Origin of the sequence: Pseudarthrobacter sp. 902506025 (assembly GCF_040702325.1) — a bacterium.
GTDB lineage: Bacteria > Actinomycetota > Actinomycetes > Actinomycetales > Micrococcaceae > Arthrobacter.
Map to the genome: position 1 here is coordinate 175,076 of NZ_JBFBKW010000010.1, position 26,450 is coordinate 201,525.

A 26,450-nucleotide genomic window follows, 5' to 3' on the forward strand; every position below is an offset into this window, starting at 1 on the left:
GGCACTTAAGATGAGGCATGGACTTCGAGGGCGTGCTTTTGACGGCGGTTGGCGCGGCGCTGATTGTGCTGATGATCGCCGACGTCTTCCACACCTTGCTCTACCCGCATGGCTCGGGTCCCGTGGGACGGACCATCATGCGCGGGTTCTGGCTGCTGTCCAGGAAACTCAGGGGCGGCGCCTCATCAGTCGCCGCACCGCTGGCCATGGCTGCAGTCATCGCTGCCTGGGCCACCCTGGCTGCCGTGGGCTGGGCGCTCCTGTACCTCCCCCACCTGCCGGCCGGCTTCTCCTATTCGAACGACATCCCCCGGCAGGCCGACTTCGCCGAGGCGCTCTACATTTCGCTGGTGGCCCTGTCCACCGCCGGTTTCGGTGAGATCGTGGCCATCCATCCGGTCCTTCGGCTGGTGATGGCGTTCCAGGCCGTGGCAGGTTTTGGCCTGCTGACCGCCACAGTCTCCTGGATCCTTCAGACCTACCCGGCGCTGAGCCGGCGTCGTGCCCTTGCCCACCGGCTCAACCTGTTCCGGGAAGCGGCAGGAACGTCCGGCATCGCCGCGCTGGAAGCCGGTCATGCGGCGGGACTGCTGGAGGCGATGGCCGAAAACGTGGCGTCCGTGAGCATCGATCTCCTGTCCTTCCACGAGACCTACTACTTCCACGAGGTGGAACAGCGGGGATCGCTGCCGGCCACCCTTGCCTACGCCCATCAGCTGGCCTCGGAAGCCCAGTCCAGCGACAACCCTGAACTGCGGTTTGCCGGGCGGATGCTCTACGCGGCCCTGGATGACCTGGCAGAAGTGCTGCGCGGAAAGTTCGGCCATGTGGGAGACACGTCATCCGACGTGTTCGACCACTACGAACTCCACCACAGGCACCGGCGGCCCCCGGCGCCGCGGTGAGGCAGGTGTCCTTCCGTGCCTGCTTGGTAGGGTCTGCGTATGGCCTCCCACTCCCACTCCCACTCCATGGACGACGTCATCAACGAGCCTGAGCGCGTCCAGTTCGAGTACTTCCTGGACGAGCACCGGGCCGCGCTGGACGCGTGCCTGGACGGACTGACGGAGGAGCAGGCACGGCGCCGGCTGGTCCCGTCCCGCACCACCCTGCTGGGCCTGGTGAAGCATGCCACGTTCGTGGAAAAGGTCTGGTTCGATGAGGCCTTCACGGGACGCCCGCGCCGCGAGATCGGCATTCCCGCCACGCCGGACGAGTCATTCATCCTGGACGACGACGATACGGTCGACTCAGTCCGGGCAGCCCACCGGGAAGCCTGCGCCGCTTCCCGGGCCGCAGCCGCTCCCCTGGGCCTGGATGACGTGGTGACCGGGAACCGGCGCGGACCCGTCCCGCTGCGCTGGCTGTACCTTCACATGCTGCGCGAACTGGCGCAGCACTGCGGCCACGCGGACATCCTGCGCGAGCAGATCATGGCGGAGGCGCACGCGGGATGAACCGGCCGGCCTGTCAGCACATTCCGTTGTAGCCGCGCGGGGCCGGGCGTACACTCAGCCCACCATCCATGGGGAGGCGAATAGCCATGAAGACCATCCGGACGCGGGCCCTCGAAGCGGAACACCAGGCAACGCTCACTCCCGGCGACGACGAACGGTTCTCCGGATACGGCGTGATGGGGCTGACGTTCAGCACCGGCCACGTCCTGGCCATGCGGCGCTTCCCCGTGACCAGCGTGGGCCCGGGCTACACCTCGGTCTGGCTGCGCAGGCCCTCCGGCTCCTGGACCATCTACGCGAACGCAGCACCGGATGTCTCCTGCGCCCGCTATTTCAGCGCCGGTCTCACCGATGCCGTCCAGTGCGACGTCGGCGTCGACTGGACCGGCGACACATCCTTCACCGTGACCATCGGCCAGGAAGTGGACCTCACCTGGGACGTGGAACTCGGGTCGACGCCCATCACCGGGGCCATGAGCGCAGTCATGACGGCGCTGCCCAACAAGCTCTTATCCAGCAAGGCATTCTTGAAGACCATGGGTTCCGCCGCCGGCCCCATGCTCAGCGCGGGACACCTCGGATTGACGGGCAGCGTCCCCAACAAACAGGGCTTCCGGGCCAAACCCCGGCGCATGTGGTTCATCTCCCGCAGCACGGCAACCCTCGGCGGCGAGGACCTCGGCACCCCGCAGCCACTCACCGTGCAGACCAGGCTGGGTGATTTCTGGATCCCCCAGCGCGGCATCTTCGTGATTGGTGCTTCGTCCTTCGACCGGTTTGATCCCGCGCAGCATCTTCCCGCCACCACCCGCCTGACCCCGTAGCCTACCTCCGCCGCCGCGGCGGCCGGTGCCGGGACCGGACGTGGATCGGCAGGAACCGCCGCGGACCCGTCATCTCGCCCCGGCTGGTCAGTGCCACGGCGGCAACCAGCAGCCACATTGTGGCCGCCTGCCCCCACGGGTAGACCTGCTGGGGAATTCCAGGTGTCAGCGGGTTGAGGATGAACTGGAAGGCCGTCAGGCTGGCGTGCATCAGCGCGGCCACCAATACGCTCCCGGTATGGTCGTAGACCCAGACCATGAGCACCCGGTAGGCAGTCAATTGCCCGAAGACGACCGCGGCAACCCACAGCGACATGAAGGCGGCCAGCGGCACTCCGCCGTTCGTCCCCCCGCCGCCCCAGTAGTTCACGAAGAAGTGCCAGGCGCCCCACACCACACCCACCAGGACCCCCGTCCAGAGAATGCTGTAGTGCTGCATGGCCCGCGGAATGGCGAACCCGGTCCAACCGATCTCTTCGAGTAGCCCGGCCACCAGTCCCAGCACAACTGCCGTGGCGAGGATCCCGATCTTGTCCGGTTCGGTGGTGATCCGCGGCGCATAATTCGGGGAAGAGATCCAGAGGACCAGCACCGGGGCTGCCAACGTCACGGGTGCGACCAGCAGGGCGACAAGGTACCAGCGCCCCTCGACCCGCCAGGCGAGCAACCGCGACCGGAGGTCCCGGTATCCGGCCCTCCCCGAGGCAACACCTGTGAGGACCAGGCTGGCGACCGCGGGCCCCAGCAGCATGGCCGGAACGGTGGCGGGAATGGTGCGCTGGAACTGTTCCGGTGTGGGTGAGAGGCCGCCCGTGACCGCCCACACGGCCCCCACGATGGCGCCCCAGGACAGGAAAAGGGTGGCGCCGAAGTACCACGGCAGCGGGTGCCGCCGCATGGAAGCGGCCAGGGCATGCATGGGATCCCTCCTCCTTTCAGGCCACGAGCCGGGCCACCAGCTCGCCCCGGCTCCCGACGCCCACCTTTTCGAAGACCGATTTCAGGTGGTCGTGCACGGTATGCGGGGAGATGAACAGGTGCCCGGCGATCTCCGCGGTGGAACCGCCCGACAAAACCTCCAGGCAGACGTCCCGCTCCCGTGCCGTGACGCCGTACGCCATCAGCAGCAGGCTGGCGAGTTCATGGGTGGTGGCAGGTTCCACGGTCACCACCATCTGCTCCGGGTCATCGCCGGTGATCAACCGGCTGGCCTGCAGCACCACCCAGCTGTTCCCGGCGCCGCGCATCCTCGCCCGGGCCGTCCCGGATGCTGCGGCGTGCGCCTGCGCCACCACCCCCAGGAGCGTTTGGCTGAAGCGGCCGGGCGCCGCGTCCTCCACCGCGGCCAGCCAGGACGCAGCCGCGGGCGTGGCTGCACGCAGGTCCCCGTGCAGCCCGGCCAGGACAATGACGGGCCCGACGGCGGCAGGCCCGGCTGGGTGCGCCACGCGGACGGCCGCCCTGGTTGCCGCAGCCAGGGTGGCGGACACCGCGCCAAGGAATTCCACCTCGCGGTCGGTGAAGTCTCGGCCGCCTTCCCGGAAGATGCTGCCCACTCCCCAGCATGCCTCGTCCACCCGGAACGCGGCACGCAGCTCATGTTCCAGGCCCAGGGGCTTGAGCAGATCGTTGATCCGGACACTGCGCACCACCTCCCGGTGCGGCGCGTCCGAGATCCTGGCGATGGGGTGGGGACGCCGCAGCAGTTCCACGAACGTGTTCGGCTCCCGGCCGGTGTACTCGGACTGGGCAAAGCGCAGGAAATATTCCTCGAACTGATGGCTGGCCACGGGCCACGGCTGCCAGTTGGTGATGGAGGTCATCACCATGGAGTCGGGGTCGACGGCGGCCCAGCAGCCCTGCTCGAACGGCACCTCCCGCTGCACGACTGCCAGCGCCGCCGCGTAGAGGCCGGCCAGGTCCATCCCGCCGGCGGCCATGGCGGATATGTCACGCCGGGCACGCTCCGCGCGCTCCTCCCACATACCTCCAGTATCGTCGCAGCAGCCAGCGCCGCAATCCCCTGATTTGGGGGTTTCCGGCGCAACCCGAAACCCCCGGCGAGGGGATCGCAGCGGTGCCTTCCGCCGTCGTATGTTTCCTTCATGGACGCGGGCACCGGGCCCGGCGCCGACACATCAATGGAGGCTGTAATGGGACAGGCACGCGACGTCATGGACCGGCTGATGGCGGCCATGGACGCAAAGGACAGGGAAACGCTGGCGGGCTGCTACGCCGTGGACGCCGTGGTCCGCACCCCGGACCACGACGCGATCACCGGCCAACAAGCCATCGCGGACTATTACTCGCACTTCTGGGAAGCCATGCCTGACGTCAGGTACGAACGGACAGCCACGCACGAGGCCGGGGACGTGGCCGTCGCCGAAGGCTTTGTGGTGGGCACGAACACCGGGCAGCTGAGCCTGCCCACCGGCGGTACGCTGCCGCCCACCGGACGGCAGCTGAGGGTCAGGAGCTGCGACGTCACTACGGTGAAGAACGGCCTGATTACCTCGCACCACGCCTACTTCGACCAGATGGAACTCCTGGGCCAGCTCGGGCTGCTGCCCGAGCCGGCCCAGGGGTAAGGCGCTGCCCTCTATACGCCGGCAGCCGCGGCCACGTTCGGCGTCTCCTCCGACGCCCCGGCGAGCCGGATCCAGGTGTCTACCACGGTGTCCGGGTTCAGCGAGACGGAATTGACGCCTTCCTTCACCAGCCACTCGGCGAAGTCCGGGTGGTCGCTGGGGCCTTGGCCGCAGATGCCCACGTACTTTTCCCGGGCCCGGCAGGCCTTGATGGCCATGCTGAGCAGCTTTTTCACGGCGGCGTCGCGCTCGTCGAAGCTGTTGGCCACGATGGCCGAGTCGCGGTCCAGGCCCAGGGTCAGCTGGGTCATGTCGTTGGAGCCGATGGAGAAGCCGTCGAAGTGTTCCAGGAACTCGTCGGCCAGGAGCGCGTTGGACGGCAGCTCGCACATCATGATCACTTCGAGGCCGTTTTCGCCGCGGCGCAGGCCGTTCTCGGCGAGCAGTTCGATGACGCCCTGCGCCTCGTCCAGGGTCCGCACGAACGGGATCATCAGCTTGACGTTGGTCAGGCCCATTTCGTTGCGGACGAAGGACAGGGCCTCGCACTCGAGGTCGAAGCAGTCCCGGAAAGACGGCTCCAGGTACCGGGACGCGCCGCGGAAGCCGATCATCGGGTTCTCTTCGTGCGGCTCGTAGGCCGGTCCACCGATCAGGTTGGCGTACTCGTTCGACTTGAAGTCGGACATGCGCACGATCACCGGCTCCGGCGCGAACGCCGCGGCGATGGTGGCCACGCCTTCGGCCAGCCGCTTGATGTAGTAGTCGCGGGGGCTGTCGTAGGCGCTGATCCGCTCACGGATCTCGGCGGCCACGTCTTCCGGCTGGCTGTCCAGGTTCAGCAGCGCCTTGGGGTGGATGCCGATCTGGCGGTTGATGATGAACTCCAGCCGTGCCAGGCCCACGCCGTGGTTGGGAAGCTGGGCGAAGGTGAAGGCCTGCTCCGGGGTGCCGACGTTCATCATGACCTTCACCGGTGCCTCGGGCAGCTGGGTGATGCCGGTTTCCTCAACGCTGAAGTCCAGCAGGCCCTGGTAGATGGTGCCGGTCTCGCCGTCGGCGCAGGAGACAGTGACCTCCTGGCCGTCGGACAGGGTGTCCGTTGCGTTGCCGGTGCCGACGACGGCGGGAATCCCCAGTTCGCGGGCGATGATGGCAGCGTGGCAGGTACGTCCGCCACGGTTGGTGACGATCGCGGAGGCCCGCTTCATGATGGGTTCCCAGTCGGGGTCCGTCATGTCCGCCACCAGGACGTCGCCGGTCTGGAAGGAGGCCATCTGGTCGATGGAGGTGAGGATCCGGACCTTGCCGGCGCCGATGCGCTGGCCGATGGCGCGGCCCTCCACCAGGACGGGACCGCTGTCGTTGAGGCGGAACCGGCTCATGCTGCCGGGGGCCCGGCGTGACTGCACGGTTTCCGGGCGTGCCTGCAGGATGTACAGGCCGCCGTCGGTCCCGTCCTTGCCCCACTCAATGTCCATGGGACGGCCGTAGTGCTTCTCGATGGCGACGGCGTGCCGTGCAAGCTGCTCCACGTCGTCGTCCGTCAGGCTGAAGCGCGCGCGCAGGGAGTCCTCGACGGGGACGAAATCGATGGTGCGGCCGATCTCGCTGCTGTTGGTGTACGTCATCTGCAGGGCCTTCTCGCCCAGGCCGCGCTTGAGGATCGCCGGGCGGCCGGCCTCCAGGGCGGGCTTGTAGACGTAGAACTCGTCCGGGTTCACGGCACCTTGCACCACGGCTTCGCCCAGCCCGTAGGAGGAGGTGACGAACACGGCGTCCTGGAAGCCGGACTCGGTGTCCATGGTGAACATGACACCGGACGCGCCGACGTCGGAACGCACCATGCGCTGGATGCCGGCGGAAAGTGCCACCTCGGCGTGCTCGAACTTGTGGTGCACGCGGTAGGCGATGGCGCGGTCGTTGTAGAGGGAGGCGAAGACGTCCTTGATGGCCTGCAGAATGTTCTCGATCCCGCGGACGTTCAGGAAGGTTTCCTGCTGCCCGGCGAAGGAGGCATCGGGGAGGTCCTCCGCGGTGGCGCTGGACCGTACGGCCCAGGACAGGTCGGCGGAGCCGGCGTGCTTGTCCACCAGCTGCTGGTACGCCTCGCGGACCTGCGCCTCGAAGTCCGGCAGGAAGGGGGTATCGCGGACCAGGGAGCGGATTTCCTGGCCGGCGGCGGCCAGGGCCGTCACGTCATCGGTGTCCAGCCCCACCAGCCGGTCGGCAATCTTCTGGTCCAGGCCGGAATCGGACAGGAACCTGCGGTACGCGTCGGCCGTGGTGGCGAACCCGTCCGGAACCTGGACGCCGGCAGAGGTCAGGTTCTGCACCATCTCGCCCAGGGAGGCGTTCTTGCCGCCCACCTTGTCCAGGTCCTTGAGTCCGAGTTCAGAGAACCACAGAACGTCTGTCGTCATATTTACTGCTCCTTTGCAGAGGGTGGCGTAGGCATCGCCGGCCGCGCACGGTAGTGCCGGCCGGAAGAAAGATCCAGCTAACAGTTTCAGGTCTGAAGCGGACTTTCCACATGATGTGCGCTACGCCACGTTTGTGAATTCCGGGCTAGTGCTTGAGGTTCATCCGCTGCAGGATGGTGGCCGCCATCTCCTCCACGGAGACGGTGGCCGAATTCAGGTACGGAATGCGGTGCGAGACGTACAGCTGCTCGGCGCTGCGCAGCTCAAAACCGCACTGCCGCAGGGACGCATACGGGGAGCTGGGCCGCCGTTCGGTCCGGATCTGGCTGAGCCGCAACGGGTTGGAGGACAGGCCGAAACACTTCGACACGAAAGGCCGCAACGGCTTGGGCAGCCCGTCGTGCTGGAAGTCTTCATCCACCAGTGGAAAGTTTGCGGCGAAGATCCCGTGCTGCAGCGCCAGGTACATGGTGGTGGGCGTCTTGCCGCACCGGGACGGGGCCACCAGGATCACCTGGGCCTTCTCCAGCGCACGCAGGCTCTGCCCGTCGTCGTGCTCCATCGCGTACTCCACCGCCGCCATCCGGGACTGGTAGCGCGCGGCGTTCCCCAGCCCGTGCGCCCGGCCCGGTTCGCCGCTGGCCGGTGCCCCCAGCGCCTGTTCCAGGACCCCCACATGCGTACCGATCAGGTCCACGATGACGCCCTTGCAGCCGGCCAGGATCTGCCGTATCTCGCTGCTGACGGCGGTGGAAAAGACCAGCGGCTGCGGCCCGGTGGCAGCCAGGCCGTCAATGGTCCGCACTACGGAGCGGGCCTGTTCAGCCGTGGTGATGAAGGGGATGGTGACGCGGTCGAAGTTGTCCACGGGGAACTGCGTCAGCAGCGTATTCCCCAGGGTTTCCGCGGTGATGCCGGTGCTGTCCGACAGGAAGTAGACAGGCCGTAGAGCAGCAGTGGTCATGGGATGACTCTAGCGGGCAATGATGACGTCCAGCCTGCGCGGGCCATGGACGCCTTCCACGCGTTCAAGCTCGATGTCGCTGGTGGCACTCGGTCCGCTGATCATCGTGATGGGCCGGGTCCCGTCGATCCGGCCCAGCGCCTCGGGCAGGATCCCGGTGATATCGGCGGCCTTCACGACGCAGATATGGTGGTCCGGGACCAGGCTGATGGCGCGGCGGCCCTGGTTGGCGCTGCCGTCCAGGATGATGGTTCCCGTTTCGGCGACGGCCACGGCGCTGCCGGTCACCACGGCATCGATGCCATCGAGCTCGGCGACGCTGAGCGGTGCCGCCGGAGAGTCGACGCGGCGGCCGGACCCGCTGCCGGTCGCTGCCAGCCACCCGGCGTCGAACCCTTCGGGCACGACGAAGCTGCGCGCCCCGTCAAGGAGCGAGGCAATCCGTGCGGGCACCTCCGTTTCCGGAACCACCGCCACCTGCGCCTTGTAGTCCACCAGCCGGTCCACCAGGAGCTCGATGAGTGCGTCCGTGTCCAGGTCAGATGCTGCCCGGTAGTCCCGCGGAATCTGCGGCGCCTGCGGGCTGTCCTGCAATGCGGCCCTGATCCGGGAGAGGATGTCTTCGCGTGCGGTCATTGCGGGGTTTCCTTTGTGTCTGGGGACGGCGTGCGGGACGGACCGGCTTCCGGTGTGCCGGGTGTGCCGGGAGCGCCGCCGGCGGTCCGGTGTTCCTTGGCCCACCAGTCCCGGAATGACTGTGCCGGGGGCGCCGGGATGTCGCGGCTTTGGGTCCAGCCGGCGGCGATGCCGGGCAGCTTGGTGATCTTCCTGTCCGGCCCCGCGGCGAGGCGGCCCAGCGGCAGCCCCTTCTCCACCAGGCCCAGCCGTTTGCCGGAGGACAAAGCCCAGGATGCGGCTTTCATGCCCACGTCCATCTGGCTGGGGACCTTCTTCTTGCCGCGTTTGCTGTCCACATCCACGCTGCGCAGGTGCACCAGGATGTCCGGGATGTTGATCTTGACGGGGCAGGCGTCGTAGCAGGCACCGCACAGGGAGGAGGCGTACGGCAGGGAGTTGTTTTCTTCCGCCTGGATGCCGGTGAGCAGCGGGGAAAGAATCGCGCCGATGGGGCCCGGGTAGGTGGAGCCGTAGGCGTGGCCGCCCGTGCGCTCGTACACCGGGCAGACGTTCATGCAGGCGCTGCAGCGGATGCAGTGCAGGGCGGAGCGGCCCATTTCATCGGCGAGCGCGGCGCTGCGGCCGTTGTCCAGGAGCACCAGGTGCACGTTCTGCGGCCCGTCGCCCTCCGTTACTCCGGTCCACAGGGAGGTGTACGGGTTCATCCGTTCCCCGGTGGAAGAACGCGGGAGCAGCTGCATGAACACTTCCAGGTCCTGCCAGGTGGGCAGCAGTTTCTCGATGCCCATCACCGTGATCAGCGTTTCCGGAAGCGTGAGGCACATGCGGCCGTTGCCTTCGGATTCCACGACTGCCAGGGTGCCGGAATCGGCAAGGGCAAAGTTGGCCCCGGACACGGCTACCTTCGCCGTGAGGAACTTCCGGCGCAGGTGCTCGCGGGCAGCCATGGCCAGGACGGAGGGATCGTCGGTCAGCGCAGGATCGGCACCGGGCATTTCGCGGAGGAAGATGTCCCGGATTTCGGTGCGGTTCTTGTGAATGGCGGGAACCAGGATGTGGCTGGGCTTGTCGTGGTCCAGCTGGACGATGAGCTCGGCGAGGTCGGTTTCGAAGGCCCCGATGCCCTGCTCCTCGAGGTACTCGTTGAGCCCGATTTCCTGGGTGGCCATGGACTTGATCTTGACCACTTCGGTTTCGCCGGTGTCCCGGACCAGTCCGGCCACGATTTCGTTGGCTTCCCCGGCGTCGCGTGCCCAGTGGATCACGCCGCCGCGTGCGGTGAAGTTCGTTTCAAACTCCTCCAGGAGCTCGGGCAGCCTGGCCATCACCGCCTGCTTGATGGCGGACCCCGCATCACGCAGCTGTTCCCAGTCAGGCAGTTCGGAGACCACCGCCTGGCGCTTGTCGCGGATGGTGTGGGTGGCATGGCCAAGGTTGGCGCGCAACTGCGCGTTGCCCAGTTCACGGTGCGCCGCCGTGGGGAAGGACTCCCCGGCGAACAGGTTGCCCGAGCCGAAGGCGGGCAGGGAGGGCATTCCCAGGAAGGTGGTCATCGCAGGGCCTTTCCGGTGGAGACGCGGACTTCGCCGGTGACGGACGCCGGTTCTTCCAAGGTGCTGGCGAGGATTTCAGCCAGGTGGAGGGTGGTGGTGGAGCTGCCCTGGCGGGACAGTCCGCCGCCGATGTGCATCAGGCAGGAGGCGTCCCCGCCGGTGCAGAGCTCGGCCCCGGTGGACTCGATGTTGGCCGCCTTGTCCTGGAGCATGGCCGACGAGACATCGGCGTTCTTCATGGAAAACGTGCCGCCGAAGCCGCAGCACTGGTCCTGTTCGGGCAGCTCGGCAAGGTCGATTCCCTGCACGGTCCGCAGCAGTCGGGACTGCCTGTCCCCGAGCCGCAGCAGCCGCATCCCGTGGCAGCTGGGATGGTAGGTCACCCGGTGCGGGAAGTAGGAACCCAGTTGGGCCCCGGCGTCGGTCACGCCCAGCACGTCCACCAGCAGTTCGGACAGCTCGTAGGTTTTGGTGCCGACGGCGGTGGCGCGGGCTTCCAGGGCAGCGTCGCCGCAGGCGCGCGCCACCATGGGGTGCTGGTGCTTGACCGAGGCCACGCAGGACCCGGACGGGGCGACCGCGACGTCGTAGTCCGCGGTGTCGAATGCGGCCACGTGGTTGGCGACCACCGGGACGGCTTCTTTGAGGTAGCCGCTGTTGACGTGCATCTGGCCGCAGCAGGCCTGGCCGGAGGGGAACACTACTTCGTGCCCCAGCCGCTCCAGGATCCTGACGGTGGCCTTCGCCGTGGCCGGGTACATCGCGTCCACGATGCAGGTGGCGAACAAGGCAATTCTCATGACGGCCTTCCGGAGGGTGAGCGTATGGTCTGACCACAGTAGACCACGTGATGGCCGCCACTGACAAGCCCGCGTTTGGATGGTGAACCGGCTCACACTCCGGCCGAAAGTGGGCTACACTTCCGTGGTCGGACCATTGTGGTCTGACCAAAGCCATCCCCATCGCCCTCATCGTGGAGGAACTTCGTGGACCACTTCACCCCCAGCACAGACCCGGTGCTGAACAGCGTTGCCTGGTCGGCCATCGTCGGCCTGCTGCCGCTGCTGACCTTCTTTGTCCTTCTCGCCGTCGTCAGGACCAAAGCCCACGTGGCCGGGGCCTTCGCCCTGCTGGTGGCCCTGGCGGTAGGCATCCTGGCGTTCAAGATGCCCGCCGGACTGGCGCTTCTGTCCGCCACCCAGGGCGGGGTCTTCGGCGCCTTCCCCGTGCTGTGGATCGTGGTCATGGCCGTCTGGCTCTACCAGGTCACGGTACTTAGCGGCCGATTTGAAGACCTCCGCCGGGTGTTCGATGTCATCGGCGGGGGCGACGTCCGCCTGCAGGGCGTCCTGATCGCGTTCTGCTTCGGCGGGCTGCTCGAGGCCCTTGCCGGCTTTGGTGCGCCGGTGGCCATCACCGCCACCATGCTGCTGGCCTTGGGCCTGCCCCCGCTCCGCGCCGCTGCTGCCGTGCTGGTGGCAAACACCGCCCCGGTCGCCTTTGGTGCCATGGCCATCCCGATCACCACCGCTGCGGGACTCACGGGCCTGCACGCCACGGACATTGGTGCCATGGTGGGCCGCCAGGCGCCGTTGCTGGCAACCTTCGTCCCGCTGATCCTGCTCTTCATCCTGGACGGACGCAAGGGCTTGAAGGACTGCTGGCCTGCCGCGCTGGTCATCGGATTCTCCTTTGCCGCAGCGCAGTTCCTCTGCTCGAACTTCTTCTCCTACGAACTCACCGACATCATGGCCTCGCTGGTGGGCCTGGGCGCGGCTGTGCTGTTCTTCCGCTTCTGGAAGCCCCGGGGCACCACAGCAGCGCGTGACCGGCTGGGCGTCGCCGCGGAGGCCGCTGCGGCTGGCACCACGCCGGCGGGCCAGGGTCCGCGAAGCGCCCGGTCCGGCAGCGTCGCCACCGTAGAGGCGGCCGACGGCGAAAGCCTCACCCCGGCACGCACGTGGCTGGCACTGTTTCCCTACTTCCTGGTCATCGTGGTGTTCGGCATCGCCAAACTGTGGAAGCTCGGCGTCGACCTTCCGGCCGCCCTCGCCGCCACCGATGTCAAGGTTCCATGGCCTGTCCTGCACGACGCCCTGGTGGGCGCCGACGGCAAGCCGCTGTCCTCCACCGTCTACGTCTTCCAGTGGCTGTCCAGCCCGGGCACGCTCCTGCTGATCACGGGGTTGATCGTCGCGGCCGTCTACGCCCGCTTCGATGAGGGCGGCCGCTTCCACATGACAGTTGGCAACGCCGTGGCCGAAATCGGACGGACCATCTTCAAGATGCGCTGGGCCGGCCTGACCATCATCACGGTGCTCGCCCTCGCCTACGTCATGAACAACTCGGGCCAGACGGTCTCGATCGGCGTCTGGCTGGCCGGCACCGGAAGCTTCTTCGCGTTCCTCTCCCCGGTGCTCGGCTGGCTGGGCACGGCCGTGACAGGTTCGGACACCTCCGCGAACGCACTGTTTGCCAAGCTGCAGCAGACTGCCGGCCTGAATGCAGGCATCGACCCGAACCTGCTCGTGGCCGGCAATACGGCGGGCGGTGTGGTGGGCAAGCTCATCAGCCCGCAGAACCTCGCCATTGCCGCCACCGCCGTGAACCTTGACGGCCAGGAGTCGGTCCTTCTGCGTAAGGTAGTCGGATGGAGCGTGGGGTTGCTTCTGGTGCTGTGCACCATCGTCTACCTGCAATCCACCCCAGTCCTGGGCTGGATGCTCCCGTAGCCCTCCACCCGCGCACAACCGGGGTGTGGGCCCTCCCGGCCCGCACTCCCCCAGTCCAGAGGATCGCCCGTGACACCCGCCGCAGCCGGAGCAGCCCCCCGACGTCGAACCCACGATGCGCTCCTGAAAGACATTGAAGCGGACCTGCGGGCCGGCAAAATCAAGGTCGGAGACCGGCTCCCGGGCGAACGGACCCTGGCGGAAAACTATGGAATATCCAGGGCGTCCGTACGCGAGGCCATCCGTATCCTCGACGCCATGGGCGTGGTCCGCAGCTCGGTAGGCTCCGGTCCCACCTCCGGCGCCATTGTGGTCTCCGATCCGTCGGCCGGACTCTCCTCCGCCCTCCGGCTGCATGTTGCCAGCAACCGGCTGCCGGTCCAGGACATCGTCCAAACCCGTATCCTCCTGGAGACGTGGACTGCCCGCGCCGGTGCCGCGCGCGAAGGCGGCGACGCGGAGCGCAAACAAGCAGCCCAACTGCTGGAGGCCATGGACCAGCCCGAGCTGGACCGGGCGACCTTCCACGAGCTGGACGCCAGGTTCCATGTGGCGCTGAGTTCGCTTGCAGGCAACGAGGTCATGGCCACCATCATGGAGTCCCTCAGCGGCTCGATCGTGGGCTACGTCAAGGGAGCCATGGACGCGATGGAGGACTGGCCGGCGGTCCTGGCAGCCCTGCGCACCCAACACCACGGAATCTTTGATGCCGTCCAGTCCCGTGACGGCGAACTCGCCGCACGCCTGCTGCGCGAACACATCGAATGGTTCTACCAGCGGGCCGGGGACGCCACCCCGCCCCACCCCATTACCTGATTTCTTGGAGCCACGCATGAGAACCACAGCCGCAGGAGCCGAATCCCCCGTCCACCTGCTGGATCCGGATACCGTCAGCACGCGGGACCTGGACCGCCACGCCATGGCACATGACGCCTCGCACTACCTCCTGGTCCCGCAAGGGGTGGCCACCCCACGCAATGCCGCCGACGTTGGCGCCCTGCTCCGGCGCAGCCGGGAGCTTGGGCTTCCCGCCACCTTTCGTTCCGGTGGCACGAGCCTGTCCGGTCAGGCCCTGAGTGACAGCCTGCTGATCAACACCCGCCAGCATTTCCGCGGTGTTGAGGTGCTCGACGGCGGCGGCCGGGTCCGTGTCCAGCCCGGCGCCACAGTGCGCAGCGTCAACGCCCGGCTTGCCCCCTTTGGACGCAAGCTCGGCCCGGATCCCGCCAGCGAAATCGCCTGCACCGTGGGCGGTGTCATCGCCAACAACTCCTCAGGAATGGCGTGCGGCACCGAGCTCAACACCTACCGGACGCTGGAATCAATGGTGCTGGTGCTGCCCTCGGGCACGGTCATCGATACCGCCGACGCCGACGCAGACCGGCGGCTGCGCGAGCTGGAACCGGAACTCCACGAGGGGCTCCTGAAGCTGCGCCGGCGGGTGGTGGGAAACGACCAGTCCGTCCGCATCATCCGTTCACTGTTCTCGATGAAGAACACCATGGGCTACGGCGTGAACTCCTTCCTGGATTACGAACGCCCCGTGGACATCCTGATGCACCTGATGATCGGCAGCGAGGGAACCCTGGGCTTCGTGGCGGAGGCTGTCTTCCGGACCGTCGAGGTCAAACCCGCCGCCGCCACCGGGCTGCTGGTCTTCAACACCCTCGACGCGGCAATGGGAGCCCTGCCGGACCTGGTGTCCACCGGCCTTGCCACCATCGAACTCATGGACGCGGCAGCGTTGAAGGTGGCCCAGGCCGCCGCCGACGCCCCCGCCGCGATCCGTACCCTGCCGGTCCAAGGACACGCCGCGCTGCTGGTGGAACACCAGGGCTCGGACGCCGCCGAACTGTCCGGCAAGCGGGCAGGCTCGCAGCAGCTGTTCGACTCGCTGGACCTTGCAACACCCTTCGCGCTGACCTCGGACCCGAAAGACCGGGCTGCCCTGTGGCACGTCCGCAAGGGCCTGTACACGGCCGTGGCAGGCGCCCGCCCCTCCGGAACCAACGCACTGCTGGAGGACATCGTTGTCCCGGTTCCCGCCCTTGCCGGCACCTGCGGCGAACTGACGCGGCTGTTCCACGAGCACGATTACAGGGAATCGGTGATCTTCGGGCACGCCAAGGACGGAAACGTCCACTTCATGCTCAACGAGCGCTTCGACGATCCGGACCAACTGCTGCGCTACCAGGCCTTCACCGACGAGATGGTTGACCTGGTCCTCGGCGCGGGCGGTTCACTCAAGGCCGAGCACGGGACCGGCCGCATCATGGCCCCCTTCGTCCGCCGCCAGTACGGCGACGAGCTCTACGCAGTCATGCAGGAGATCAAGCGGCTGATCGACCCGGCCAACCTCCTGAACCCGGGTGTGCTGCTCGCCGACGAACCCCTCTCCTACATCGAAAACCTCAAGGTGGCTCCCACCGTCGAGGAGGAAGTGGACCGCTGTGTCGAGTGCGGGTACTGCGAACCGGTGTGCCCCAGCAAGGACATCACGCTTACTCCGCGCCAACGCATCGTGCTTCGGCGTGACATTGCTGCCGCTGAGCAGCGCGGCGACCACGCCCTCGCCGCCAGCCTGCGTAGGGACTATGACTACGACGGCGTGCAGACCTGCGCTGCGGACGGCATGTGCGTCACCGCCTGCCCGGTGCTGATCAACACCGGGGACCTGGTCCGGCGGCTGCGCAAGGAAAATGCCAACACCGTCGCCGCGGCCGGCTGGAACAAGGCCGCCGAAAACTGGGGCGCCGTGACCGCCGGCGGCGGCCTGGCCCTGACTGTAGCCAAGGCCATGCCGGCGCCGCTGCCAAAGGCCGCGACCGCCGTCGGCCGCGCGCTGCTGGGACCGGAGGCGGTGCCCGCCTACGCCGACGTGCTGCCCGGCGGCGGTTCCAGGCGCCGGGAACGCCGGGACCCAGGCAGCGTGGCGGTGTTCTTCCCGGCCTGCATCGGCACCATGTTCGGCCCCGCGGAGGGCCCGGAAGGCAAGGGAAAGGGCTCAGCCCAGGCATTCCTGGACCTCTGCGAACGTGCCGGAGTGGGCATAACCGTCCCCGAAGGCATCGAGAGCCTGTGCTGCGGCACGCCGTGGAAATCCAAGGGCTTCTCCCAGGGCTACGACGCCATGACCGCCAAGGTCCTGGACCAGCTGTACGAGGCCAGCGGCCGCGGCAGGCTGCCCGTGGTGTGCGATGCCGCTTCCTGCACGGAAGGCCTGGAGACCATGAAGCGTCTTGCCGGCGCGGACGGAGAACGGTATGCCGGACTGCGCTTCGTTGACTCGGTGGAGTTCGTCCACCAGCACGTCCTGGGCCAGCTCACGGTAACCGCTCCGCTGGGTTCCATGGCCCTGCACCCCACGTGCTCATCCACCCAGCTGGGAACCAACCCCGCGCTGCTCGACATCGCCGGGGCCGTCACGGATGACGTGTTCGTGCCGCTGAACTGGGGCTGCTGCGCGTTCGCGGGTGACCGCGGCCTGCTCCACCCTGAACTCACCGACTCCGCCACCAACCGGCAGGCCGGCGAGATCAACGAGCGGGAGTTCGATGCCTATGCCTCCACCAACCGCACCTGCGAGCTGGGGATGTCCAAGGCGACCGGCCGCTCCTACCGCCACCTGCTGGAAATCCTCGAGGAGGCCACCCGGCCCTGAGGCATCCCGCTAGACTGGCCGGGCAAGGACGGATTGGGGGATCCAGGGCGGCGCAGCCGCTTGTTCCGCTGGTCGGTCGCCGCCAGCGGACCCAAGGACCATCATGACCTTCTTCCAGGACTTTCCCGTCCCTCCCCTGCCGCCCCGGCCGCGGACCACGAGCTACGTCCCGCCGCCGTGGGCGGCGGCCCCGGTTTACGAGCTGCCGGCCGCCGTCCATGTGGGCAGGTTCTTGAGCCGGACCCCGGGCATGGTGGTGGCGATCAGGAGCGCTGACGTGTTCTCCACCGGGTGCTTGTTCAATCTGTCCTGGGTCTTTCGCAGGGCGGAGCAGACGGAGGAGGACTGGGCCGACCTGCAGCACTTGTTCTTCCAGCCGGGCAGGGGCATCCGCCGCGGCAGTGGGCGGCAGACCGGGCTGATGTTCGGCGTTGAATTCCCTGACGGCTCAAAGGCCAGCACCGGCGTCCTTGGACCCCACGGTTTGATGGAGCGGGGCCAGGAGCCTGAGCCGCCCACCCTCGTCCTGAACAACGGCGGCGGCAGCGGCGGTGACGACGAATTCTCCGGCAGCGGCACGCTCTGGCTGTGGCCGCTGCCGCCTGCGGGGGATCTCCGGCTGGTAGCCCAATGGACCGACTTCGGCATGGAGGAAACGTCATTGATGCTCGACGGCGGGGCCTTGCGGCAGGCAGCGGCCTCCGTTCAGCCGTACTGGCAGGAGGAGGAAAACAATGGGTGACCTTACCGGGCTGGTCCTGTTTGTCCTTATCGGGGCCGTCTTCTTCTACATCCTGTACGGCGTAATCCGCGCCGCGGTCCGCGATGGCATCCTCCAGGCCGATGAGCGGCGCGCGAGGCGCTCCGAACAGCTGAATTAGGCCTCCACCGCGGTGACGATGCTTCCGTACCCCTGCAGGAACATCCGCCGGCCCTGGCCTTCGTCCGTCCACACCCAGATGACGGAGTAGTCGGAGGTCACGGCGTCCACCACCCCGGTGCCGGAGACGGTTCCCTCGGCGAAGCGGACCCTGTCCCCCACGGCGATCCGGGGATGCCTGGTCCGCTTCCTCCTGGGCTTGAGGTAGGTTTGCCCTGCCGTTGCAGGGTCTGGCGTGCAGGTGCTGACGTGCTGGCGCATGGAATTCCTCTGGGCTCGCGGGCGGACGGTCAGCTCATTACGACCCTGCCCGCTGCTCCCAGGTCACGCACTGCGGCGTGGTGGGAAAAGACTAACGCGGCGGCGCCCATATGGGCACCGCCGCGTCCTTTCACACCGAGTGTGACTGGTTCATCCCGTCACCTGCTGGATGGTCAGTCCAGCGCCGCCACGGAGCCCAGCGCATCCCAGGCGAAGCTGGCCAGCCAGTGGGTGGACATGAAGTCGCCGCTCTCCAGGCCGCGAAGCCCGGCCTTCAGCAGCGGATCCAGGGCCTCGTTGAGCCCAGCTGCCGCGGCGGACGCCCCGGACGTGGAGGATTCGCGGAGGGTGGCGATGATCCTGGCCACCTGCCCGGCGCGGGTCAGGTTGAGCCCGTGGAGGTGCACCAGGTAGCCGTCGGTTTCGTCCGTGACGCTGACAGGCTGCAGGATCCGCGACTCAGCGGAGAGACCGGGGAGGAACGCCGCGAACCAGGCGGCGAACTCGTCGGCGGTCAGGACGCGGCGCATCAGGTCCGCCTCGCTCAGCCCGGCGGAGAGGAAGTCCTGGCCGCTGAGCTCCCAGTCGCCCGGCCAGCCATGGTCGTTCCCGAACCAGGTGCGGGCCGCTTCCTCGCACGCCGCGGCAGCATCAGCCCGGCCGAGTGACCGGAAGGCATCCAGCATGTAGCCGACGCCGAACGCGGCGTTGGTGTGCAGCCCGTGCCGCACCGGGTACTGGGCCTTGGCCATCCAGGCCACGCTGAGTTCCGCCACGGCGTCCACCAGCGGCTCCAGGGCGGTGCCCCATTCCCGGAGCTGCGGATCGGACGATGCGGAACATGTGGCGGCCAGCCGCATCAGCCACGCCCACCCGTAGGGCCGCTCCCAGGAGGGGTTGGCCACCAGGTAGTCCCGTTCCACGGCCAGCTTCGCCTGCGTCAGGTTGGCGCCCAGCGCTTGACGGAGGGACGCCTCGGTGGAGCTGTCCACCCAGGCTGCCGTGCCGCCGTCGGACGCTCCCGCCGGGGCAGCCCCGGCAGAAGGTGACCCGGGGGTGCCGCCCAGCAGGCTGGCCCCCAGCCAGTGCATGTGCACGCAGGAGTGCCAGTCGAAGGAGGTGTAGAAGGCGGGGTGGATCTGCTCCGGGGTGGGCCGGTCGTCGGCGGACACCTGGGTGTGGTGGGCCGAGTGCGGGAAGGGCTCGGAAAGGTTGCCCAGCACCACGGCCGCGTAATCCGGTGCCGCCTGTGCGCGAAGATCGTTGTCCATGGTGCTCCTTTGCGAAGGGGTTTAGTGGAAGGCCAGGAAGTACATCAGTGCGATGTTGACCGCCAGCAGCGGGATGGCCGTGCCCACCTGCGCCGTGATGACGCCGTACTTGTTCTTCATTTCCAGCAGTGCGGACGGCACCAGGTTGAAGTTGGCGGCCATGGGGGTGCAGAGCGTGCCGCAGAAGCCGGCGAGCATGCCGATCGCGAAGATGATGGCGGGGTCGCCGTGGAAGGTCTGCACCAGCACGGGCCAGCCGATGGCGGCGGTCATGATGGGGAAGGCGGCGAAGCCGTTGCCCATGAGCACGGTGAAGAGGAACATGCCGATGCAGTAGACCAGCACGCCTGCGATCAGCGAGCCCTTGGGCAGCAGCCCGGAGGCCAGGGCGCCCACGGCGGTTCCCACGCCGGCCTTGGTGAAGAGGATGCCCAGCGTGGTGAGCATCTGCGGCAGCAGCGCGGCCCAGCCGATGGATTCGAGGATGCGGCGGCTTTCGAAAATGGGTGTGGCCGGGTTCTTGGGCTTGAGGATCAGGAGGGCGACGACGACGGCGGCCACGGCACCGATGGCCAGGGCTACCAGCGTGGTGTTCTTGGGGTCCAGCAGCGGGGTGCCGCCGATGTTCAGAACTGGCGCCGCAAGGACCAGGATGACGGTGACCAGGGGCAGCGTCAGAGCCGGGATGAAGAGCTTGTTGCCGAAGCGCTTCGCGAAGGCCTCGCGCTGCGGGCCGGTGGAGGTGCGGTGCTTGCCGTGGCCCAGCAGGCCGGTGGAGGCCAGGACAACCAGGATCAGGACCGCGATGCCCAGGATCCAGCCGGGCGCGGTGCCGGCCTGGACCCAGGTGCTGTAGAAGAAGCACAGGCCCAGCAGGCCCCAGAAGGCGGAGCTGCCCCAGCGGCGGGGGTGGCTGGCATCGGCGGCAATCAGCGATGCCCAGGCGACGAACAGAATGCCGATCAGCCAGTAGACGGCTTCAACGTTGATCATTTGGCTTCTCCTGCGGCTTCCTTGGGGGCGGTGAGCTCGTATTCGCGGTATTCCTTGTCCAGTTGCTTGTCCAGGCGCAGGAGCCGGAAGCCGTGGATGAGGAAGGCGGCGATGGCGGTGGGGATGGCCCAGAGGGCCAGCTGGAGCGGTTCCAGGTGGAGGTGGTACGTGGTGTCCACGAACGTGGTGATCAGCAGGATGGAGCCCACGGCCACGAAGACGTCCTCGCCGAAGAACACGCCCACGTTGTCAGCGCCGGCGGAGTGGCCCTTGATCTTCTCGCTGATCTTTTCCGGAACGTGCCCGTAGCGGCGCAGTGCTGCGCCTTCGGCCATGGGGAACACCAGCGGGCGGACGGTCTGGGCGTGGCCGCCGATGCTGTTCAGGCCCACGGCGGCGGTGATCTGGCGGACGGCAAGGTAGCCGATCAGGACGCGGCCGGCCGTCAGTTTGGCCAGGCGGCCGATGAGGACCTTGGCCTGCTCCTGCAGTCCGAAGTACTCGATAATGCCCACCACCGGCAGCACCGCCACGAAGATGGTGACCGAACGGCTGCTGGCGAAGCCGGTGCCGAACGAGTCGAGGATCTGTGCGGGGTTCATCCCGCCCAGCAGTGCGGTGACGATGCCGGCGACGGTGACGACAATCAGGGGGTTCAGGCGGATGGCGAAGCCAACGATCACCAGCAGCACCCCGATGAGTACAAGCATGATTATCCCTTCCCAGGGGACCCGTGACGGGTCTGCGAAAGTGGGGGCCGGCGCGTCCGTGCCCGGTTGACTGGTTGGGCGGCGCCGAGGGGCGGGAGCCCCGGTTACGTCAGAGCTGCAGGATGTAGTGAGCTGCAGAACAACGGTGTGATCCACAGCATACCGTTTTGTTCAACAATCCTGCAACCCCTCCCCGGGAAGGGCCTGGGTCAGCGTTCGACGGCGGCGAGCAGCTGCGCTTCGGCGCGGTCCAGGTAGGTGGCCAGGAAGTCCGCTGCGGCGGCCCGGTCCCCGGCTTCCATGAGCTCCACGATCCTGGCGTTGTCCTCCACGTACGGCTCGTGGAATGCGGGGTTGGCTGCCATCGAATGGAACACCAGGCGCATTTCGGCCAGGACCTGGTCCATGAGGCTGTTGAGCCGCTCACTGCCGGCACGGTTAACGAGGGCACGGTGGAAGTGCTGGTTGGCGCCGGCCATGCCGGGGATATCCCCTTCCGCGGCGGCGGCCCGAGCGGCCTTGATGATGGCCGGCAGCGGCTCGATGGAGGTCTCGCCGGACCACAGCACCGCGGCCGGTTCCAGGAAGCGGCGGACCCGGTAGATCTCGCGGATGTCGTCCGCGGTGGGGTGGGCCACGAAGACGCCCCGGTTGGGAATGCGGGTGACGATGTGCTCGGCGTGGAGCGCGGTAAATGCCTCCCGCAGGGTGTTGCGGGACACGCCAAGGGCCTCGCGGAGGGCTTCCTCCGCGAGCTTGGAACCGGGCTTGAGCTTGCCGGCCTCGATGCGGCTGCGCAGCTGGGCGGCCACCCAGAGGCCCGTTTCGGCGTGCTTAGTGGTCCTGGCCTGGGCCTGGAGATCGGCCAGCACCTCGTCAAACGTCATGGCACCACGATATCGGCCCAGGCCTGTGCCGGCGCGCCGGCGTCCCCGCTCACCCGATGCTGGTGAGCACCTGGCCTGGCGCCACGGGGTCCCCCGCCGCAGCGAACTGCTCGCCCAGCGTGCCGGCGCGGTGGGCGGCGACGGCGGTCTCCATCTTCATGGCTTCGAGCACCAGGACCGTTTCCCCTTCCTCCACCGAGGCTCCGGGCTGGGCCAGCCACTTGACCACGGTGCCGGCCATGGTGGCCAGCAGGTCGCCGTCGTTCTGTTCTGCTTCTTCCTCTGCCTTCTGCTGCGGGGCGTCCGCGTCGTCCCGGCCGGCCGCACCCCGGCGGCCGCCGCCGTCGAGCAGCGAATCCAGCAGCGCCTTGGGCAGCCCCAGTTCCATGCGTTTGCCGTCCACCTCGATGCCGATGGTGCGGCGGGGCTCCTCCGGGGCGGCGGGACTGAAGGCAGGGTCCGCCTCCAGTGCCGTGGCGAATTCGCTTTCGATCCAGGTGGTGTAGATGTCCAGCCCGCCGTCGCGGGTGAAATCAGGGGCCTCCACCACGGCCCGGTGGAACGGCAGCACGGTGGCCAGGCCGCCGATGCGGAACTCGCGCAGGGCGCGGCGGGCGCGGCGCAGGGCCTGCTGCCGGTCCGCGCCGGTGACTACCAGCTTGGCGAGCAGGGAGTCGAACTGCCCGGGCACCACGGACCCGGCGCGGACTCCGGTGTCCACGCGGATCCCGGACCCGGTGGGCACGTCGAACTCCGTGACGGCGCCCGGGGAGGGCAGGAAGCCGCGGCCCGGGTCCTCGGCGTTGATCCGGAACTCGAACGCGTGGCCGCGCGGTTCCGGGTCCTCCAGGATGGGCAGCTTCTCCCCCGCCGCGATGGCTAGCTGGGCTGCCACCAGGTCCACGCCCGAGGTCTCCTCCGTAATGGGGTGCTCCACCTGCAGCCGGGTGTTCACCTCCAGGAAGCTCAGGAAGCCGCTGCCGTCCAGCAGGTACTCCACCGTGCCGGCGCCCACATAGCCGGCTTCACGGCAGATGGCCTTGGCCGAAGCGTGGATGGCCGCCCGCTGATCGGGGGTGAGGAAGGGTGCGGGGGCCTCCTCCACGAGTTTCTGGTGGCGGCGCTGCAGCGAGCAGTCTCGGGTGCCCACCACCACCACGTTGCCGTGGGTATCGGCGATGACCTGGGCTTCCACGTGGCGGGGCCGGTCCAGGAATTTCTCCACGTAGCACTCGCTGCGGCCGAAGGCAGCCAGGGATTCGCGGACGGCGGAGTCGAAGCTCTCCTCGATATCCGCCTGGTTGCGGACCACCTTCAGGCCGCGGCCGCCGCCGCCGAAGGCAGCCTTGATGGCGACGGGGAGTCCCACCTGCTCGGCGAACGCCCGGACCTCGGCGGCGCTGGCCACCGGGCCGTCGCTTCCCGGGGCCAGCGGCGCTCCGGCGCGGACGGCCACTTCGCGGGCGCTGACCTTGTCGCCCAGGAGCCGGATGGTTTCCGGGGACGGGCCGATCCACGTCAGCCCGGCGTCGATGACTGCCTGGGCGAAGCCTGCGTTTTCGGATAGGAAGCCGTAGCCGGGGTGGACGGCGTCGGCGCCGCTTTTCACCGCGATGGCGAGGATTTTTTCGATGTCCAGGTAGGTGTCCTGGGGCCTGGAGCCGGGCAGCGCGTACGCCTCGGTGGCGGCGGAGACGTGCAGTGCATCGGCGTCGGCATCGGCGTAGACGGCCACGCTTTCCAGGCCTGCATCGTCGCAGGCCCGGGCGATCCGGACGGCAATCTCGCCTCGGTTGGCAATGAGGACTTTACGCATGGGGGCTTTCCTTAGGAGTTTTGGGCAGTTCTGCCGGGAGCATGGCGGCGAACCGCACGGTGGTGCCCGGGGGAAGTTGGGCGGCTTTGTCCAGGTCTGCGTGGACGACGACGGCAATCACCGGATACCCGCCGGTCACCGGGTGGTCGGAGAGGAACAGGACGGGCTGGCCTTCCGGGGGTACCTGCACGGCGCCGCGGACGGTTCCTTCGCTGGCCAGTTCGCCGTCCCGGCTGCGGGTGAGGGCGTGGCCGTTCAGCCTGAGGCCGATCCGGTTGGATTGTGGCGTGACGGTCCATTCCTGTTGAAGGAACTCCTGCAGGGTCTCGCCGCTGAACCAGTCCTGGCGCGGTCCGGGGACCACGCGCAGCACGGTGGCTTGATTCCGGTCCGGGAGGGGCGAGACCTCGGGGTAGCCCACGATGCTCCCGGGCCTGGGGGTCCGCACGGGCAGGATGGTGCCGGCCTGGAGCGGTTCGGGGCCGATCCCGGACATGGTGTCCGTGGAACGGCTTCCCAGGGCGTCGGGTCCGCCGAGTCCGCCGCGGACGCCCACGTAGGAGCGGAGTCCTGCCGTGGGGGTGCCAACGGTGAGCCGTTCCCCTGCCAGGAGTGCGAAGGGGGCGTCGCACGCCGGGTGGCGTACCGCCGTCGTCCGTTCTTCTTCCCCAGGCCGCTGCTCATCCGCTGGCGTGATCTCCAACGGCACGGCAGCGCCGGCGATGGCCAGGACCTGGTCGCTGAGCGCCTCAAGTTCGAGTCCACCGAAGAGGAGTTCGATTCCGGCGTCGCCCTCGCCATTGCCCACCAGGCGGTTGGCGCGGCGGAGGGCTCCGCGGTCCATGGCGCCTGCGCTGCTGACGCCGAGCGATGCGTAGCCGGGGCGGCCCAGGTCCTGGATGGTGGACTGGAGCCCGGGCTTGCGGACGGCGAGGCCTTCGGTGGCTTGTGCTTCTTTTGAGGCCGCGCCGGCACTGGACTGCTGATGGTGGGTCACGGTCGACCGGGCACGGATGGCGTTGAACCGGACGGTGTCCCCCGGCCGGACCAGCGCGGGACTTTCGCGGCCCAGGTCCCACATGGCAGCATCGGTCCGGCCGATCAGTTGCCATCCGCCCGGGGACTGCCGGGGGTAGACGGCCGAGTAGGCCCCGCCCAGGGCAACAGCTCCGGCGGGGACGGCGGTGCGCGGCGTGCGGCGGCGGGGAACCTCCAGGCTGGAATCCTGCCCGGTGAGGTAGGCGAAGCCCGGAGCAAAGCCCGCGAAGGCCGCTGTCCACAGCTGGCCGGTGTGGGCTGCCACGACTCCCCCGCGGTCCAGCCCGGTGAGCGTGGCAACCTCATCCAGGTCCTCGCCGTCGTACACCACATCAATGGTGACCAGCGTGCTCGCGGTTTCTTCGGGCGCCTCGAGGTCCAGGCTGCGGACGTGCGCGGCCAGTGCCTGCGCTGCCTGCGGCGAATCCGTCGTGATGAGGACCGTGGAGGCGGCAGCGATGACGTCCACCTGGCCCGGCTGCGGATGAGCGGTGAGCTGCGCCTGGAGGCTGAGGACAGCGTCCAGGGACGGCAGCTCCACCAGGATGGCCCTGTCCCCTGCGGGGCGGATCCCGGTCAGGGCCGCGTGTGGGGCAGTTTGAGTCTCGTGCTGCTGCGCGGTCATGGCTAGGCGAAGCTCTGGATCCGGATGCCGGCGTCCACCAGTGCGGCGCGGACCGCGGCGGCCATCGCCACGGACCCGGGGGTGTCACCGTGCAGGCAGATGCTCTCGGCCTTGACGGGGACCAGGGAGCCGTCGATGGCACGGACCACGCCGTCGGTGGCCAGGCGCAGGACGTGCTCGACGACGTCAGCCACCTCGTGCAGCACGGCGCCCGGTTCGCGCCGGGAGACCAGGGTGCCGTCCGGATTGTAGGCCCGGTCAGCGAACGCCTCGGCCACGGTCCGCAGGCCGGCAGCTTCGGCCTGGCGCTGGATCTCGGAGTCCGGGAGCACCATAAGGGGCAGCGTGGGGTCCACGGCGAGGATCGCTGCGACCACCGCCCCGGCCTGCTTGGGGTGGTTCACGATGGTGTTGTAGAGGGCTCCGTGGGGCTTGACGTAGCGGACGGCTGTTCCGGCTGCGAGGGCTACGGCCTGGACTGCGCCGATCTGGTAGACGACGTCAGCGGTCAGCTCTTCCGGGGTCATGTCCACGAAGCGGCGGCCGAATCCGGCCAGGTCCCGGTATCCGGGGTGTGCACCGACGGTGACGCCGGCCTTCACGGCGGCCTGGCAGGTGGCCATGATGCCCACGGGATCGCCCGCGTGGAAGCCGCAGGCTACGTTGGCACTGGACACGCTCTCGAAAATGGCGGCGTCATCGCCGAAGGACCAGTTCCCAAAGGACTCGCCGACGTCGCTGTTCAGGTCGATGCTGGGCATTGTGATCTCCGTCTCGGATTGGTGTCCTTCAAGAATGCCCTAAAAAGCCAGATTGTTCAACAATCCATCATCCTCGTTACGAACCTCTCCGCGACGCGGCATCACATCCTGCCCCTTCTCCCCCTACCCGATATCACATCCTGTCAGGTAGTGGGCGGGAAGTGATGGCGGGTCCGAGGAATCCGGGCAGGATGTGATGGCGCGTTGGGGCACTGGCCCAAGGGTTTCCCTGGGACAGGGTTCCGCTCGCTGCGGCGTGCGGTGTTTTGTTTGTTAAATGTGGGAGGCCCCAACCGTGTGGTTGGGGCCTCGACCATTAATAGTTGTTCCGGCGGTGACCTACTCTCCCACACCCTCCCGGGTGCAG

24 protein-coding genes are annotated in these 26,450 nt (G+C 68.0%); 9 read left to right on the top strand and 15 right to left on the bottom strand.

The window, feature by feature from the left end; genetic code table 11:
- The first annotated feature begins 17 nt into the window (after positions 1 to 17).
- The 3 genes from AB0280_RS17355 to AB0280_RS17365 all read left to right on the top strand — a co-directional run bounded on the left by AB0280_RS17355 (position 18) and on the right by AB0280_RS17365 (position 2,281).
- Positions 18 to 905 carry a potassium channel family protein gene (locus tag AB0280_RS17355; protein ID WP_366368061.1) on the top strand — a complete coding sequence of 296 codons (888 nt, stop codon included), beginning with the start codon at positions 18 to 20 and terminating at the stop codon, positions 903 to 905.
- A gap of 39 nt (positions 906 to 944) precedes the next feature.
- A complete protein-coding gene (locus tag AB0280_RS17360; RefSeq protein WP_366368062.1) occupies positions 945 to 1,457 on the top strand; it encodes a DinB family protein in 513 nt (170 codons plus the stop codon).
- A gap of 86 nt (positions 1,458 to 1,543) precedes the next feature.
- Positions 1,544 to 2,281: a hypothetical protein gene (locus AB0280_RS17365; protein WP_366368064.1), complete on the top strand. Its 738-nt coding sequence runs from the start codon at positions 1,544 to 1,546 to the stop codon at positions 2,279 to 2,281.
- Between the two features lies 1 nt (position 2,282).
- Here the strand turns inward: AB0280_RS17365 and AB0280_RS17370 are convergent, their stop codons facing one another.
- The gene (locus AB0280_RS17370; RefSeq protein ID WP_366368066.1) at positions 2,283 to 3,200 is read right to left on the bottom strand and encodes a CPBP family intramembrane glutamic endopeptidase; all 918 of its coding nucleotides are present in this window, start codon (positions 3,198 to 3,200) and stop codon (positions 2,283 to 2,285) included.
- 16 nt (positions 3,201 to 3,216) lie between these two features.
- Entirely contained in the window at positions 3,217 to 4,266 is a 1,050-nt protein-coding gene (locus AB0280_RS17375) for a helix-turn-helix transcriptional regulator (protein ID WP_366368068.1), read from the bottom strand.
- 168 nt (positions 4,267 to 4,434) lie between these two features.
- On the opposite strand from AB0280_RS17375, the gene AB0280_RS17380 reads away from it, so the two are divergent.
- On the top strand, positions 4,435 to 4,869 hold the full coding sequence (locus AB0280_RS17380) for a nuclear transport factor 2 family protein (protein ID WP_366368070.1): 435 nt from the start codon (positions 4,435 to 4,437) through the stop codon (positions 4,867 to 4,869).
- Between the two features lie 11 nt (positions 4,870 to 4,880).
- Here AB0280_RS17380 and ppsA read toward each other — a convergent pair whose 3' ends face one another.
- From ppsA to AB0280_RS17405, 5 genes are all read right to left on the bottom strand, one after another.
- Positions 4,881 to 7,292 carry a phosphoenolpyruvate synthase gene (ppsA, locus tag AB0280_RS17385; protein ID WP_366368072.1) on the bottom strand — a complete coding sequence of 804 codons (2,412 nt, stop codon included), beginning with the start codon at positions 7,290 to 7,292 and terminating at the stop codon, positions 4,881 to 4,883.
- Between the two features lie 145 nt (positions 7,293 to 7,437).
- The gene (locus AB0280_RS17390; protein WP_141157907.1) at positions 7,438 to 8,256 is read right to left on the bottom strand and encodes a pyruvate, water dikinase regulatory protein; all 819 of its coding nucleotides are present in this window, start codon (positions 8,254 to 8,256) and stop codon (positions 7,438 to 7,440) included.
- A gap of 9 nt (positions 8,257 to 8,265) precedes the next feature.
- The gene (locus AB0280_RS17395) at positions 8,266 to 8,892 is read right to left on the bottom strand and encodes a LutC/YkgG family protein (RefSeq protein WP_366368074.1); all 627 of its coding nucleotides are present in this window, start codon (positions 8,890 to 8,892) and stop codon (positions 8,266 to 8,268) included.
- A complete protein-coding gene (locus AB0280_RS17400) occupies positions 8,889 to 10,448 on the bottom strand; it encodes a LutB/LldF family L-lactate oxidation iron-sulfur protein (RefSeq protein ID WP_366368075.1) in 1,560 nt (519 codons plus the stop codon). The genes AB0280_RS17395 and AB0280_RS17400 overlap by 4 nt, the downstream gene beginning before the upstream one ends.
- Positions 10,445 to 11,248: a (Fe-S)-binding protein gene (locus AB0280_RS17405; protein WP_366368077.1), complete on the bottom strand. Its 804-nt coding sequence runs from the start codon at positions 11,246 to 11,248 to the stop codon at positions 10,445 to 10,447. The genes AB0280_RS17400 and AB0280_RS17405 overlap by 4 nt, the downstream gene beginning before the upstream one ends.
- A 186-nt stretch (positions 11,249 to 11,434) precedes the next feature.
- Between AB0280_RS17405 and AB0280_RS17410 the strand changes: the two genes are divergently transcribed.
- From AB0280_RS17410 to AB0280_RS17430, 5 genes are all read left to right on the top strand, one after another.
- Entirely contained in the window at positions 11,435 to 13,180 is a 1,746-nt protein-coding gene (locus tag AB0280_RS17410) for an L-lactate permease (protein WP_366368079.1), read from the top strand.
- A gap of 69 nt (positions 13,181 to 13,249) precedes the next feature.
- Positions 13,250 to 13,996, top strand: a complete 747-nt coding sequence (locus tag AB0280_RS17415) for a FadR/GntR family transcriptional regulator (RefSeq protein WP_159632741.1) — start codon at positions 13,250 to 13,252, stop codon at positions 13,994 to 13,996.
- Positions 13,997 to 14,012: 16 nt separating this feature from the next.
- Positions 14,013 to 16,841, top strand: coding sequence for an FAD-binding and (Fe-S)-binding domain-containing protein (locus tag AB0280_RS17420; protein ID WP_366368081.1), 2,829 nt, complete (start codon positions 14,013 to 14,015; stop codon positions 16,839 to 16,841).
- A gap of 103 nt (positions 16,842 to 16,944) precedes the next feature.
- The gene (locus tag AB0280_RS17425; protein WP_307488762.1) at positions 16,945 to 17,583 is read left to right on the top strand and encodes a hypothetical protein; all 639 of its coding nucleotides are present in this window, start codon (positions 16,945 to 16,947) and stop codon (positions 17,581 to 17,583) included.
- Positions 17,576 to 17,722 (top strand): hypothetical protein, encoded by a 147-nt coding sequence (locus AB0280_RS17430; protein ID WP_307488763.1) that lies wholly within the window; start codon positions 17,576 to 17,578, stop codon positions 17,720 to 17,722. Before AB0280_RS17425 ends, AB0280_RS17430 begins: the two co-directional genes overlap by 8 nt.
- Here AB0280_RS17430 and AB0280_RS17435 read toward each other — a convergent pair.
- The 8 genes from AB0280_RS17435 to AB0280_RS17470 form a co-directional block, all read right to left on the bottom strand.
- A complete protein-coding gene (locus AB0280_RS17435; RefSeq protein ID WP_307488765.1) occupies positions 17,719 to 17,982 on the bottom strand; it encodes a hypothetical protein in 264 nt (87 codons plus the stop codon). The two genes, AB0280_RS17430 and AB0280_RS17435, sit on opposite strands and share 4 nt — an antisense overlap.
- Before the next feature lie 173 nt (positions 17,983 to 18,155).
- A complete protein-coding gene (locus AB0280_RS17440) occupies positions 18,156 to 19,253 on the bottom strand; it encodes a DUF2891 family protein (protein ID WP_366368084.1) in 1,098 nt (365 codons plus the stop codon).
- A 21-nt stretch (positions 19,254 to 19,274) separates the two neighbouring features.
- A complete protein-coding gene (locus AB0280_RS17445) occupies positions 19,275 to 20,246 on the bottom strand; it encodes a DUF979 domain-containing protein (protein WP_307488770.1) in 972 nt (323 codons plus the stop codon).
- Positions 20,243 to 20,956: a DUF969 domain-containing protein gene (locus AB0280_RS17450; RefSeq protein WP_307488771.1), complete on the bottom strand. Its 714-nt coding sequence runs from the start codon at positions 20,954 to 20,956 to the stop codon at positions 20,243 to 20,245. The genes AB0280_RS17445 and AB0280_RS17450 overlap by 4 nt, the downstream gene beginning before the upstream one ends.
- A gap of 209 nt (positions 20,957 to 21,165) precedes the next feature.
- A complete protein-coding gene (locus AB0280_RS17455) occupies positions 21,166 to 21,843 on the bottom strand; it encodes a GntR family transcriptional regulator (RefSeq protein ID WP_307488773.1) in 678 nt (225 codons plus the stop codon).
- A 49-nt stretch (positions 21,844 to 21,892) separates the two neighbouring features.
- Positions 21,893 to 23,659: an acetyl/propionyl/methylcrotonyl-CoA carboxylase subunit alpha gene (locus AB0280_RS17460; protein WP_307488775.1), complete on the bottom strand. Its 1,767-nt coding sequence runs from the start codon at positions 23,657 to 23,659 to the stop codon at positions 21,893 to 21,895.
- Entirely contained in the window at positions 23,652 to 25,322 is a 1,671-nt protein-coding gene (locus AB0280_RS17465; protein ID WP_307488777.1) for a 5-oxoprolinase/urea amidolyase family protein, read from the bottom strand. The genes AB0280_RS17460 and AB0280_RS17465 overlap by 8 nt, the downstream gene beginning before the upstream one ends.
- A 2-nt stretch (positions 25,323 to 25,324) precedes the next feature.
- Entirely contained in the window at positions 25,325 to 26,083 is a 759-nt protein-coding gene (locus AB0280_RS17470; protein WP_307488778.1) for a LamB/YcsF family protein, read from the bottom strand.
- Positions 26,084 to 26,450: the final 367 nt, after the last annotated feature.